The organism is Bradyrhizobium sp. AZCC 1721, assembly GCF_036924715.1.
Taxonomy (GTDB): Bacteria; Pseudomonadota; Alphaproteobacteria; order Rhizobiales; family Xanthobacteraceae; genus Bradyrhizobium.
In genome coordinates this window covers 3,094,773-3,107,600 of record NZ_JAZHSB010000001.1, presented here as the reverse complement: position 1 = coordinate 3,107,600, position 12,828 = coordinate 3,094,773, and the positions used below count along the sequence as shown (strand labels likewise).

Genomic DNA, 12,828 nt, shown 5'->3' with positions numbered 1-12,828 from the left:
GAGCTCCTCGCAATGACGGCATGATGTCGTCCTCAATACGACTTCGGCAGCCCCAGCACCTTCTCGGCAATAAAACTGAGAATGAGCTGCGGGCTGATCGGCGCGATGCGCGGGATCAGGGATTCCCGCAAATAGCGCTCGACGTGATATTCCTTGGCGTAACCGAAACCGCCGTGCGTCATCACCGCCTGCTCGCAGGCGTGGAAGCCGGCTTCGGCGGCGAGATATTTCGCGGCGTTGGCGGCCGGACCGCACTGCATGCCCTGGTCGTATTGCCAGCCGGCCGAGAGCACCATCAGCCACGCGGCCTCCAGTTCCATCCAGTTCTTCGCTAAGGGGTGCTGGATGCCCTGGTTCATGCCGATCGGACGATTGAACACGATACGGTTCTTCGCATAGGCCGCGGCCCGCGACAGCGCGACCTGCCCCAGGCCCACCGCTTCCGCCGCGATCAGGATGCGCTCGGGGTTCATGCCGTGCAGGATATATTCGAAGCCACGGCCTTCCTCGCCGAGGCGGTCATCGACCGGAATTTCAAAATTCTCGAAGAACAGTTCGTTGGAATCGACAGGCTTGCGGCCCATCTTTTCGATCTCGTGCACGGTGACGCGCTGCTTGTCGAAATCCGTATAGAACAGGCTTAAACCGTGGGTCGGGTTCTTCACCTCTTCCAGCGGCGTGGTGCGCGCCAGCAGCAGGATCTTGTTGGCGACTTGTGCCGTTGAAATCCAGACCTTCTGGCCGTTGACGACATACTTGTCGCCCTTGCGCACCGCACGGGTTTTCAACTGCGTGGTGTTGAGCCCGGTGTTGGGCTCGGTCACCGCGAAGCAGGACTTGTCGCGGCCGTCGATGATCGGCGGCAGCATGCGCGTACATTGCTCCTTAGTGCCGAACACGACGACGGGATTGAGCCCGAACACGTTCATGTGCACGGCGGACGCACCCGACATGCCGGCCCCGGATTCCGCAATCGTCCGCATCATGATTGCAGCGTCAGTGATGCCTAACCCCGACCCGCCATATTCCTCAGGGATACAGATGCCGAGCCAGCCGGCATCCGCCAGCGCGCGGTGGAAGTCGGCGGGGTAGCCGCCTTCCTTGTCCTTCTTCAGCCAATAGGCATCGTCGAAGCGCGAACAGATTTTGCCGACCGCGTCGCGGATCGATTCCTGGTTGGCGGATAGCGCGAAATCCATGTGTCCGTCCTATGTGTTTGGCACGGCCTTGGTGACACCCTCGCGCACCAAAGCGGCAATTTCGTCCGCCGAGAAACCCGCTTCGCTGAGGATTTCCGCGCTGTGCTCGCTGAGGCGCGGCGCCAGCCGTTTCGTCTCAACCGGCGTTTCGGAAAATCGTGCCGATGGCCTCATGTTGCGGATGCGACCCTCGGTTGGATGATCGACGACCGGGAAGAAATCGGTCGCGACGATGTGGGGATCGCCGAGCAGGCTCTCGAGATCATGCATCGGCATGACCGGCACGTCGGCCTTCTCCAGGATAGCCGACCATTCGGCGGTGGTTTTGGTCTCGAGGATCCGCGCCAGCTCGGCATAGACAGCGTCGATATTGGCGGCGCGGCCGGCGAAGGTCGCAAATTTCGGATGGACGCGAAGGTCGTCGCGCCCGGTGGCATCGAAGAAGTTCTGCCACTGCTTGTCGTTGTAGACGATGACGCAGATATAGCCGTCGGAGGTCTTGTAAGGCCGGCGATCCGGCGACAGGTGCCGGGCATAGCCGCCCTTGTCGAGCGGCGGCTCATAGGTGAGCCCGCCCATGTGGTCGCCCATCACGAAACCGGCCATGGTTTCGAACATCGGAATATCGACGCGCTGGCCGCGCCCGGTCCGGTTACGATCGACGAGACTGGCGCAAATCGCGCCCACCGCGGTGAGCCCGACGATACGGTCGACCAGCGCATTGGGCACATAGCGCGGCACACCGTCTGCCGTTTGCGCCATCAGCGCCGGCAGTGCAGTCGCGCCCTGGATCAGGTCGTCATAGGCGGGTTTTGCTGCATAGGGCCCATCCTGGCCGAAGCCGAACACGCCGGCGTAGATCAGGCGCGGATTGATTTTCGCGACCACGTCGTAGCCGAGGTTCAGCCGCGCCATCGCCTGCGGGCGCACATTGTAGACCAGCACGTCGGCGGATTTGATCAGCCGCAGCACGGCGTCACGCCCGGCGGGCTTCTTCAAATCGAGGCAGATCGAGCGCTTGCTGCGGTTGGTGTTGAGGAATACTGGCCCCATGCCGGGATGACGGGTCGGCCCGATCTGCCGCGTCACGTCGCCGTCGAGCGATTCCACCTTGATGACGTCGGCGCCGTAATCGCCGAGCATCTGGGTGGCATAGGGCCCCATCAGCACGGTCGTCATGTCGATGACCTTGATGCCATCCAATGGTCCCATGGATCAGCCTGCTCCCGAATTGTCGTTCCGGCCAAGTAACGGCAGCGGATTGGGAAGATCAAGCGCGCCCGGCGTATGGACGTATGCACGGGACACCAACAATGGATGTCGTCCCTGCGAACGCAGGGACCCATACGCCGTGTAGGCGGTGATTGCGGAAAGCTTTAGTTACTTTCGCCGTAACAGGGGTGCCTCCAGCCTCCCACTGTGGTTATGGGTCCCTGCGTCCGCAGGGACGACGAAAGTAGTGCTGGTTGGAGGTTACTTTTTCGACCTGGCGTCGCGTTCCCGGGTCAGCCGTTCCAGCTCTTCATTCTGCTGACTGAGCCGGTCGGCGATGCGCGCTTCGTTCCGTTCGCCGGAGGCCGCGGCAGCCTGTTCGATCAACTGGCGGATGTTGTCTTCCAGAATCCTGATCCGGTTGTTCAGTTCTGCCTCTGACATCGAACTTTCGTTGCTCATAATGCACGCTCCGGAAAACTGTTGGGTGGGCAAAGCCACCGGGTCGCGCGAATGCGCGCCCGATGACAGGCTCCGCGTGCCCACCAGTCTCACCTCTCGGCACTCATGGTGGGCACGGCGCAAGCACGCCTTTGCCCACCCTACGATAGCACGTTCGCGGCTACTTCGCGGGCTCCAGCACGGAGACGTAGTTCGCCACCGCCGCGCCGCCCATATTGAAGATGCCGGCAAGTTTTGGATTATTGAGCTGCATGCCTTCGGGCGCCTGGCCGACGAGCTGCATCGCGCTCATCACGTGCATGGAGACACCGGTGGCGCCGATCGGGTGGCCCTTGGCTTTCAGGCCGCCGGAGGGATTGACCGGCAGCTTGCCGTCTTTCTGGGTCCAGCCCTCCAAAATCGCGCGGGCGCCCTGCCCGCGCGGCGTCAGGCCCATCGCTTCATATTCGATCAGTTCGGCGACGGTGAAGCAGTCGTGGGTTTCGACAAAAGAGAGATCCGAGAGTTGAACGCCGGCCTGCGCCAGCGCGCGCTGCCAGGCCACCGTGCAACCTTCGAACTGCAGGATGTCGCGTTTGGACATCGGCAGAAAATCCTGCGCGTGCGCGGTGGCACGGAAATTCACCGCCTTGCCCATCGTCTTGGCGGTTTCGGAATCCGTCAGCACCAACGCTGCCGCGCCGTCCGACACCAGCGAGCAGTCGGTGCGCTTCAGGGGACCGGCGACATAGGGGTTCTTCTCGCTCTCGGCGCGGCAGAACTCGAAGCCAAAATCCTTGCGCATCTGCGCATAGGGGTTGGCGACGCCGTTCTTGTGGTTCTTGGCCGCGATCATCGCCAGTGCGTCCGACTGGTCGCCATACTTCTGGAAATAGCTTTGCGCGATCTTGCCGAACACGCCGGCAAAGCCGCCGACGGTGTCGCCATCCTCGGGCAGATAGGACGCCTTCAGGAGGTAGCGTCCGATATCGGCCGACGGCGTCCGCGTCATCTGCTCGACACCGACCACCAGCACGATCCTCGCGGCGCCCGAGGCGATCGCCCGGATACCCTGGTGCACCGCCGCCGAGCCGGTGGCGCAGGCATTTTCGACCCGTGTAGCCGGCTTGAAGCGCAGTTTCGGGTCGGCTTGCAGCACCAGCGAGGCGGTAAAATCCTGCGGTGAGAAGCCCGCGTTGAAATGCCCGAGCACGATCTCGTCGACGTCTTCGGCCGCTATGCCGGCGTCGGCAAGCGCATCGGTCGCAACCTTGACCACGAGGCTCTCGACGGTTTCCGCGTCGAACTTGCCGAATGGCGTGTGCGCCCATCCGACGATGCTGGCTGTCATGGTCGTTCTCCCTATTTCGTTCTCAAGGCTTTATGTAGCCTATCGGGGAACAGACTTCACGCCGGTTTCAGCGTTTTCATGGTCCGCGCGCACATGGCGGTTATGCCGGCCCAGTTCCCGGACCGGATGTCCGCCACCGGACAAAGCCAGGAACCGCCCACCGCCACCACATTCGGCTCAGCCAGCCAGGTTGCGGCATTGGCCTCTCCGATGCCGCCGGTCGGGCAGACCCGGATATTCGGAAACGGCCCGGCCAGCGCCCGAAGTGCCTTGATACCGCCGGACTGTTCCGCTGGGAAGAATTTAACGATGTCGAAGCCGGCCGCCAGCGCCCGCATCAGCTCGGAAGCGGTCGCGATCCCCGGGGCAAATGGCAGGTCGCTCGCGGCGGCGGCTTTCAACAGCTCCGGCGTCGCGCCCGGGCTGATACCGAATTTGGCCCCGAGCGCGCGCGCCCGCGCCAAGTCGTCGGCGTTCAGGATCGTGCCGATACCGACGATGGCGTCCGGCACCTCGGCGATCATGGCCTTGGCGGCGTCTGCGGCGACCGGCGTCCGCAAGGTGACTTCCAGCACACGTACCCCGCCCGCAACCAGCGCGCGCGCCAGCGGCACCGCGTCCTCGAACCGCTCGATGGTGAGCACCGGGATCACGATCGCGGACTTGAAGATCGTGGCGAGTTGTTCCTGCCGTGCGGCTGCGGTCATGGAGATGCCTTGCGAGAATGAACATGGTTCGGGATGAGGCCGGACGGCATCTCCGCACGCGGAATGATCGCGCCGGGATGACATACCACAACGCCGGCCAGACGATGCCCGGCCCGTGCAGCTTCAAGCGGATCCGTGCCCACAAGGCGCGCGGCCACATACGCCGCAGCGAAGCTGTCGCCGGCCGCTGTGGTATCGACGACGGGCGCCTCCACCGGCTTGGCCTTGATCGGATAAGGCACGCCTTCCAGACGCACGATGCTCGCCGGCTCCGAAAGCTTCAATACCACCTCGGCGCCCGGAATCCGCGCCAGCAAGGCTTCGTTGGTCACCCCCGGATAGAGCGGCAGCAAATCCTCCGTGGAGGCCAGCACGATATCGGCTGTGGCAAAGGCCTCCTGAAAAACGGCGCGGGCGACGTCGAGATCGGGCCAGCCGCGGGCGCGGAAATTGGTATCGAAAGCGAAACGCGCCCCATTGTCGCGCGCGCGGTTGAGAGCCGCAAACAGCCGCGTCCGCCCCTCCGCACCATATAGCGACAGCGTGATCGCCGAGAGATAGATCACGTCATAGCCAGCGAGCGCATCAAGGATATCCGGCGTCTCCGGCAAATCCATCAGGCTGCGCGCGGCGGCGCTGTCGCGCCAGTGAAAGAACCGGCGTTCGCCCTTGTCGTCGGTCTCGATCATGTAGAGACCCGGCAGTTTGCCGGGCAGCCGAACCACGCGCTCCGTCCCGACCCCCTCCGCGGCCCAGCCTGCTATCATCTCATCGCTAAGGCTATCGTCGCCGAGCGCGGTGATGTAGTCGGCGCCGGCGCCGAGGCGCGCGAGATAGACGGCGGTATTGAGCGTATCGCCGCCGTAGCCGCGCGAATACAGGCCAGCCTCAGCCCCTTCGGCCTGTTTCAGCTCGACCATACACTCGCCGATGCAGGCTACCTTGCTCATGACCGCATTCGCGTGAACTGGCGTGCAATCAACTCAGGCCGCGAACTCGCCGCCGAGCTCATCCTCGATATGGATCCGGATAATGTCGTCGAACGTCTTTTCCGCGGTGGTGAAGCCGAGCTTCAATGCGCGGTCGGTGGAAAAGTCCCGCGGCCAACCAGAGACGATACTGATGATGGTCGGATCGGGCACGCGCTTGATGCGCGCGGTGACGTTCTTGCCGGCGACGCGATCGAGTGCTGCGATCTGTTCGCCGACCGTCACCGACATGCCGGGCATGCTGAGGTTACGCCGCGGCCCCATCGCGTCGAGATCCATGGTGCCGGCGTGGACCAGAAAGCCCACCGCCGATTTCGGCGAGGCGTGCCAGTGCCGCACGTCTTCGGAGACCGGCAACACGGCCTCCTCGCCGGCGAGCGGCTCGCGAATGATGTTGGAGAAGAAGCCGGAGGCCGCCTTGTTCGGTTTGCCCGGCCGCACGCAGATCGTCGGCAGGCGGATCGAGATGCCGTCGAGCAGGCCCTTGCGGGTGTAATCGTTGATCAAGAGTTCGCAGATCGACTTCTGCGTGCCGTAGCTCGTCAGCGGGGTATGGAAGAATTCGTCGCCGATCTTTTCCGGGAAAGGCGCGCCGAACACTGCGATCGAGGACGTGAACACCAGCCGCGGCTTGTAGCCGCCGCCGGCGTGGCGGATGGCATCGATCAGGTATCGCGTGCCGTCGAGATTGATCCGGTAGCCCTTGTCGAATTCGGCCTCGGCCTCGCCGGAAACGATCGCGGCGAGATGAAAGATCACGTCTGGTCGGTGGGCGATCAGCGGCTCCGCCGCGCCGGGATCGGCAAAATCGGAAGCCGCGACTTGAATCGGGATCGACGCGTTGGGCTTGGTGGGCGCCACCACGTCCTGCAGCGTCATTCGGGTGATGTCGTGCTTGCCGAGGCGACCGTCGCGCAGCAACCGTTCGGTCAGCTTGCGGCCCACCATGCCGGCGGCGCCGAGAATCAAAATGTGCAAGACCCCTACTCCCTCTTCATACCTGGTCGTCCCGGTCTTGAGCCGGGACCCCTACGCCGCGGCCGATGCAATCAAGATGGCATGGTTGACGGCTTCGTCTCAACAATTGCCGCTGGTTGTTATGGGTCCCTGCTTTCGCAGGGACGACAGCGATAGTTTTGCTATTTCTTGATGCGGACCTTACGCGCTCACTCTTTCACGGCTCCCGTCATGGCCGACACATAGTGCTCGACGAAGAAGGCATAAAGGATGACGAGCGGCAAGGAGCCCGCCAGCGCACCCGCCATCAGCGAGCCCCAGCGATAGATGTCGCCATCGACGAATTCGTTGACGATTGCGACCGGCACCGTCTTGTTGGAGGTCGATTGCAGGAACGTCAGCGCATAGATGAACTCGTTCCAGCACAGCGTGAAGCAGAAGATGAACGCCGAGATCAGCCCGGGAATCGCCAGCGGCAGCACGATCTTGATCAGGATCTGCCAACGGCTGGCACCATCGATCAGCGCGCATTCCTCCAGCTCGAACGGGATGGTCTTGAAGTAGCCCATCAGCAGCCAGGTCGAGAACGGGATCAGGATGGTCGGATAGGTCAGGATCAACGCCATCGGCGAGTCGAACAGGCCGTACTGGAATACGACGGTGGCCAGCGGAATGAACAGGATCGACGGCGGCACCAGATAGGCCAGGAAGATCAGGCCGCCGACCATATTGGCGCCCTTGTAGCGTAGCCGGACGATGGCATAGGCCGCGAGCACGCTCGCGATGATCGACAGGATGGTGGCGCAGACCGCGACATACATCGTGTTCCAGAGCCACATCGGATAGTGGCTTTCGAACAGGAGCTTGTAAAAGTGCTTGAAGGTCGGATTCCAGGTCCAGAACGGGTTGTACTTGTCGAGATCGAGCAACTGCTCGTCCGGTTTGATCGCCGTCAGCCCCATCCAGTAGAACGGGAACAGCAGCACGATGACGATGATCGACAACGGCAGATAGAGCGTCACCAGCCGGCGCGGCACCGACTGCAGATAGCTCATGCCTTCGCTGTGATCGTCCTTCGCGATCGTTGGCGCCGAGCCATGCAGGACGGCCTTGAGATCGATCCGTGAGGTGGGGAGATCAGTCATTGTTTTCCCCTTGCTGCCACTTGCGGCGCTGCAGGCCGAACCAAGACACCATGATGGCGGCGAGGAGGAACGGGATCATCGCGCTCGAGATCGCCGCGCCCTCGCCCAACTGACCCGCGATGATCGCGCGCTGGTACGACAGGGTCGCCATCAGATGCGTGGCATTGACCGGGCCGCCCCGCGTCATCGCCCAGATCAACTGGAAGTCGGTGAAGGTGAACAGCACCGAGAACGTCATCACGACGGCGATGATCGGCGTCAACAGCGGATAGGTGATGAAGCGGAACATCTGCCAGCGCGACGCGCCATCGAGCGTCGCGGCCTCATAGAGCGACGGCTGCACGGTCTGCAGGCCCGCGAGCAGCGTGATCGCGACGAACGGCACGCCGCGCCAGATATTGGCGAAGATTACGCAAATGCGGGCCCAGGTCGTGTCGCCGAGGAAATTGATGTTCTGGGTGATCAGGCCCATCTGCTTCAACGACCACGAGATGATCGAGAATTGAGAATCGAAGATCCACCAGAATGCCAGCGCCGATAGTACTGTCGGCACGATGAAGGGAATCAGCACCAACGCGCGCAGCATCGCCTTGAACGGCATGTTCTCGTTCAACAGCAGGGCCAGATAGAGCCCTATTCCGAATTTGATGGCGCTCGCGATAAACGTGTAGAGAAGCGTGTTGAATACCGAAAGCCAGAAGATCGCGTCATCCCACAGCCATTCGTAGTTCTCGGTCCCGACAAACTGCCCTACCCGGCCAATACGTGTATCCGTGAATGAGAGCCAGATACCAAGGCCAAGCGGATAGGCCAGAAAGAAGATCAGGAAGGCCAGCGCGGGCACCATGAACCAGAAGCCCAGCCAGTTACGGTTGTGCTTGAGCTGGTCCCACGCACTGGCCTCGCGGATCTCCGTCTTGGCGCGTCGTGGCGCGATTGCGATGTCAGCCATGCCTGATGTCCCGATTACGGCTTCTTGCTGCGCGTGACTTGCCGGAAAGCCGTCCTCACCTTTCCGGATCACGCCTGTATTGACAGAGCGGACGGCGACGTTCGCCGCCCGCTCCGGTTTTGTCAGCGATAGATGCGCTTCAATTGCCGTTCGGCTTCCGCGATCGCCGTCTTGGCATCCTTGGCGCCGGTGCAGTAGTTGGCGAACATGTCGACCACGATGAAATCGGCAATCGCGGTTGCCGCCTTCTCGCCGGGCGTACCGATGCCGGAGGCCGGCAGCGCGCGCTTGCTGGCCTGAGCAAACACCGCGTTCTTCGGATCCGCGGTCCAGACCGGCGCCGAGTCATAGGCGTTCAGCGTGTGGGTCAGATAGCCGCGCGCTCCGGAGAGCCACTTCTCGAAGTTTTCCTTCTCCAGCATGAAGGCTACGAACGCCTTCGCCGCATTCGGATATTTGGTGAAGTTGAACGCCAGGATCGGAACCGCGAGCTGCAACTCGGTCGGCTTGCCAATCGGACCCACCGGCCACAGGGCATGGTAGGTGTCTTCGGCGAGATCCTTCTTGCTAGCATCGTCCTTGGCCGCGACGTAGATCGAGATGCCATTGGAGGTGACATAGAGTTCGCCAGCCAGGAACGCCTTGTTGTTCGAGGAGTCGTTCCACGACGCAACCCCCGGGATGAACGTGTCCGACAGCGCCTTGCAGTACTCCAGAGCCTTGACCGTTTCTGGCGAATTGATGCTCACCTTGTCGCTCTTGTCGACAGTCCAGGCGTTATGGCCCCAGAGGATCCAGTGCAGCCAGGCGTTGGCGTCGCCGGAGGCGTGCCCAAGCGCAAAGCCGGCCGGCATGTTGTTCGCCTTCAGCGCCTTGCACATCTCGAGGAAGCTCGGGAAATCCTTGGGGAATTCCTTGAAGCCGGCCTTGTCAGTCGCCGACTTGCGGTAGGTCATGTAGCCGCCAACAGTGGCGACAGGAATGCCAAGCCAGTCATTACCGAGCATGCAGGTCTTCTGCGCCGCATCGGTCCAGCCGCCATATTTCTTGCCGAGGTAATCGGCAACATCGTTCAGCTTCAGGACCTTGGTTGGGAACAATTGCGGCAGCGTGTGCAGACCCCAGGCGAGGTCGAGGCCCGAGCCGGTGTTGGCGGCAACGGATGCCTTCGGCTGCACGTCCTCGAACGACTCCGAGAACACGTTCATTTCGGTGCCGGTCGCGGCTTTGAACGCGGCCACCATGGCGTTGAAGGCCTCGTCCTCCGCCGGCACGAAGCGCTTCCAGCGCATCACCGTGAGCTTGGCGCCCTGCTCCGCCTTCCAGGGCGAAGCCTGCGCCCAGGCCTTGGCGAAATCGAGCAGTGCGGGTCCGGTCAGCGCGCCCGCGGCTGCCAGCGCGGTGCCGCCTTGAAGCAGCGAGCGGCGAGTAAAGTCATTCATAGTCCATCCTCCCTTTGAATATTTTTCGTTATTGCTCAGCCCATTTGGTTAATGCTCAGCCATTCAGTCGCTTGCCGGTCGCCTCGTCGAATAGATGCACGAGCGCCGGATCCGGCTTGAGCCGGACCTTGTCGCCCGGACTGAATTGATGCCGCTCGCGGAACACGGCGACCACCTGCTCTCCGCCGAGCTTGGCGAAGACCTGGGTTTCCGAACCGGTCGGCTCGACCACGACGATCTCGGCTTCGGCGCCATCATCGGCGATGGTGAAATGCTCGGGCCGCACGCCGTAAACCGCCGGCTGGCCGTCCGAATTGGCGGGCGCCGTCGTCAGCGGCAGCTTGACGCCGTTCGGGCCTTCGAAACCGGCGACGCCGTTCGACTTCACCTTGCCTTTAAGGAAATTCATTGCCGGCGAGCCGATGAAGCCCGCGACGAACTGGTTGGCCGGGGTGTCGTAGAGTTCGAGCGGGGTGCCCATCTGCTCGACGATACCGTCATGCATCACCACGATCTTGTCGGCCATGGTCATGGCCTCGATCTGGTCGTGGGTAACGTAGACCGTCGTGGTCTTGAGCCGCTGGTGCAGTTCCTTGATCTCGGTGCGCATCGCCACGCGCAGCTTGGCGTCGAGGTTGGACAAGGGCTCATCGAACAGGAACACTTGCGGATCGCGCACGATGGCGCGGCCCATGGCGACGCGCTGGCGCTGGCCGCCCGACAATTGCCGGGGATAGCGATCGAGCAGCGGGGTCAGCGCCAGGATTTCCGCGGCGCGCTTGACGCCAGTCGAGATTTCCTCGGGCTTGGCGCCGCGCAGCTTGAGCGAAAAGCCCATATTGTCAGCGACCGTCATGTGCGGATAGAGCGCGTAGTTCTGGAACACCATGGCAATGTCGCGCTCTTTGGGCTGGACATTGTTGACCACGCGATCGCCGATCGAAATCGTGCCGGAGGTGATGTTTTCGAGGCCTGCGAGCATCCGCAGCAAGGTCGACTTGCCACAGCCGGAGGGGCCGACGAGCACGACGAACTCACCATCCTCGATCGGAATCGACACGCCGTGCAAAACTTCAAAGTTTCCGAACGACTTGCGCACGTCGCGAATCTGTACCGACGACATCGAACTCTCTCCCCTCATTTTCTGTTTTGTGGCGCCACAGACGGGCGACGACGCCATGCTGTCTTTTCGACTCTAATGCCGGAAGTCGAATTCAACGGTCATTATCATCCGCAGTTTGGCGGCTTTTAGCAATCCGATGGTAGCGCTGTCAATAATTGTTCAAACGTCTAATTTGTTGTGATATGAGCGCAAGATGGGACGAAAACAGACAAAGTCTGGCAAAATCCGCCTCACCGAGGTCGCAAAGCTCGCTGGCGTCAGTCCAATCACGGCATCACGTTTTTTCAGGAACCCCGAAGCGCTGTCGCTTAGCAAGCGGGAACGCGTCGACAGCGCCGTGAAGGAACTGGGTTACGTACCCAATCTCGCTGCGCGCGCCCTCGCTTCGCACCGTACCGAAGTCATCGGCGTCGTCATTCCTTCTCTCACCAACAACGTGTTCGCCGATGTGTTGCGCGGCATCTACGATTCCTCCGAAGGTAGCCGCTACACCATTCAACTTGCCAACACGCGCTACAGCATCCTGCAGGAGGAAAAGCTGCTGCGCCTGTTTCGGGCGCAGAAGCCTGCGGGATTGATCGTCACCGGCATCAACCAAACCGCGGAATCGCGCACGATCCTGGAGTCGATGAATTGCCCGGTCACGCAGATCATGGAGATCGGCGACAGTCCTGTCGACATGATGGTCGGCTTTTCGCACTACGATGCAGCTTCTGCGGCGATTTCGCACATCCTCGAGCAGGGACGCCGCCGCATCGGATTTCTCGGTGCGCGAATGGACCCCCGCGTGCAGCGGCGGTTCGAAGGGTATCGTGATGCCATGAAAGCGGCCTCGCTGTTCGACCCGAACCTCATCGTCACCACTTCCGTACCCACAACCGTCACGCTTGGCGGAACACTGTTCGCCGACCTCCTTGCCCAGACGCCCGATATCGACGCGGTCTTCTGCGTCAATGACGACCTCGCGCTCGGCGTTCTCTTCGAATGCCAGCGTCGGCAGATATCGATTCCCCGTGACCTGGCCATTGTCGGCTTCAACGACCTGGAATTCACCGCCGCCGCGGTCCCCTCGCTCACCAGCGTGCGAACCAATCGCTATGAAATGGGCCGGCACGCCGTCACCATGGTGATCGACGCGATCGAAGGCCGTCGCCCCCAGACGCCGGTGCTCGACCTCGGCTTTCAGTTGGTGGTCCGTGAAAGCTCAATGCGACAAAGCACCGTGATGGCCGGGTCTGTGGGCATAGATTGAGCGCGGATAGAAAATGGTAGCGCTATCTTTTGGCCCGAACTAAGATCGGTTGCCCAGT

The 12,828-nt window shown here is 62.0% G+C and carries 12 protein-coding genes; 1 reads left to right on the top strand and 11 read right to left on the bottom strand.

The window, feature by feature from the left end:
- Positions 1 to 32 precede the first annotated feature (32 nt).
- The 11 genes from V1273_RS14635 to V1273_RS14585 form a co-directional block, all read right to left on the bottom strand.
- A complete protein-coding gene (locus V1273_RS14635; protein WP_334382569.1) occupies positions 33 to 1,199 on the bottom strand; it encodes an acyl-CoA dehydrogenase family protein in 1,167 nt (388 codons plus the stop codon).
- 9 nt (positions 1,200 to 1,208) lie between these two features.
- Positions 1,209 to 2,411: a CaiB/BaiF CoA transferase family protein gene (locus V1273_RS14630; RefSeq protein ID WP_334382570.1), complete on the bottom strand. Its 1,203-nt coding sequence runs from the start codon at positions 2,409 to 2,411 to the stop codon at positions 1,209 to 1,211.
- A 261-nt stretch (positions 2,412 to 2,672) separates the two neighbouring features.
- Entirely contained in the window at positions 2,673 to 2,873 is a 201-nt protein-coding gene (locus tag V1273_RS14625; protein ID WP_065745194.1) for a hypothetical protein, read from the bottom strand.
- 160 nt (positions 2,874 to 3,033) lie between these two features.
- Complete coding sequence (locus V1273_RS14620) at positions 3,034 to 4,203, bottom strand: acetyl-CoA acetyltransferase (RefSeq protein WP_334368307.1); 1,170 nt, start codon at positions 4,201 to 4,203, stop codon at positions 3,034 to 3,036.
- A 56-nt stretch (positions 4,204 to 4,259) separates the two neighbouring features.
- Complete coding sequence (gene eda, locus V1273_RS14615) at positions 4,260 to 4,910, bottom strand: bifunctional 4-hydroxy-2-oxoglutarate aldolase/2-dehydro-3-deoxy-phosphogluconate aldolase (protein WP_334410041.1); 651 nt, start codon at positions 4,908 to 4,910, stop codon at positions 4,260 to 4,262.
- On the bottom strand, positions 4,907 to 5,860 hold the full coding sequence (locus V1273_RS14610) for a sugar kinase (RefSeq protein WP_334410040.1): 954 nt from the start codon (positions 5,858 to 5,860) through the stop codon (positions 4,907 to 4,909). The genes eda and V1273_RS14610 overlap by 4 nt, the downstream gene beginning before the upstream one ends.
- A 33-nt stretch (positions 5,861 to 5,893) precedes the next feature.
- The gene (gene denD, locus V1273_RS14605) at positions 5,894 to 6,877 is read right to left on the bottom strand and encodes a D-erythronate dehydrogenase (RefSeq protein ID WP_334410039.1); all 984 of its coding nucleotides are present in this window, start codon (positions 6,875 to 6,877) and stop codon (positions 5,894 to 5,896) included.
- Between the two features lie 188 nt (positions 6,878 to 7,065).
- Entirely contained in the window at positions 7,066 to 8,001 is a 936-nt protein-coding gene (locus V1273_RS14600) for a carbohydrate ABC transporter permease (protein WP_213249784.1), read from the bottom strand.
- On the bottom strand, positions 7,994 to 8,953 hold the full coding sequence (locus V1273_RS14595) for a carbohydrate ABC transporter permease (protein ID WP_334368303.1): 960 nt from the start codon (positions 8,951 to 8,953) through the stop codon (positions 7,994 to 7,996). Before V1273_RS14595 ends, V1273_RS14600 begins: the two co-directional genes overlap by 8 nt.
- Positions 8,954 to 9,075: 122 nt before the next feature.
- The gene (locus tag V1273_RS14590; RefSeq protein ID WP_334410038.1) at positions 9,076 to 10,395 is read right to left on the bottom strand and encodes an ABC transporter substrate-binding protein; all 1,320 of its coding nucleotides are present in this window, start codon (positions 10,393 to 10,395) and stop codon (positions 9,076 to 9,078) included.
- 55 nt (positions 10,396 to 10,450) lie between these two features.
- Positions 10,451 to 11,518, bottom strand: a complete 1,068-nt coding sequence (locus V1273_RS14585) for an ABC transporter ATP-binding protein (RefSeq protein ID WP_334368301.1) — start codon at positions 11,516 to 11,518, stop codon at positions 10,451 to 10,453.
- 193 nt (positions 11,519 to 11,711) lie between these two features.
- Between V1273_RS14585 and V1273_RS14580 the strand changes: the two genes are divergently transcribed.
- Positions 11,712 to 12,770 carry a LacI family DNA-binding transcriptional regulator gene (locus V1273_RS14580; RefSeq protein WP_334368300.1) on the top strand — a complete coding sequence of 353 codons (1,059 nt, stop codon included), beginning with the start codon at positions 11,712 to 11,714 and terminating at the stop codon, positions 12,768 to 12,770.
- Positions 12,771 to 12,828: the final 58 nt, after the last annotated feature.

Coding starts and splice junctions, on each gene's coding strand:
- V1273_RS14635 (WP_334382569.1), bottom strand. CDS start 1,199: ATGGATTTCGCGCTATCCGCCAACCAGGAATCGATCCGCGACGCGGTC.
- V1273_RS14630 (WP_334382570.1), bottom strand. CDS start 2,411: ATGGGACCATTGGATGGCATCAAGGTCATCGACATGACGACCGTGCTG.
- V1273_RS14625 (WP_065745194.1), bottom strand. CDS start 2,873: ATGAGCAACGAAAGTTCGATGTCAGAGGCAGAACTGAACAACCGGATC.
- V1273_RS14620 (WP_334368307.1), bottom strand. CDS start 4,203: ATGACAGCCAGCATCGTCGGATGGGCGCACACGCCATTCGGCAAGTTC.
- eda (WP_334410041.1), bottom strand. CDS start 4,910: ATGACCGCAGCCGCACGGCAGGAACAACTCGCCACGATCTTCAAGTCC.
- V1273_RS14610 (WP_334410040.1), bottom strand. CDS start 5,860: ATGAGCAAGGTAGCCTGCATCGGCGAGTGTATGGTCGAGCTGAAACAG.
- V1273_RS14600 (WP_213249784.1), bottom strand. CDS start 8,001: ATGACTGATCTCCCCACCTCACGGATCGATCTCAAGGCCGTCCTGCAT.
- V1273_RS14595 (WP_334368303.1), bottom strand. CDS start 8,953: ATGGCTGACATCGCAATCGCGCCACGACGCGCCAAGACGGAGATCCGC.
- V1273_RS14590 (WP_334410038.1), bottom strand. CDS start 10,395: ATGAATGACTTTACTCGCCGCTCGCTGCTTCAAGGCGGCACCGCGCTG.
- V1273_RS14585 (WP_334368301.1), bottom strand. CDS start 11,518: ATGTCGTCGGTACAGATTCGCGACGTGCGCAAGTCGTTCGGAAACTTT.
- V1273_RS14580 (WP_334368300.1), top strand. CDS start 11,712: ATGGGACGAAAACAGACAAAGTCTGGCAAAATCCGCCTCACCGAGGTC.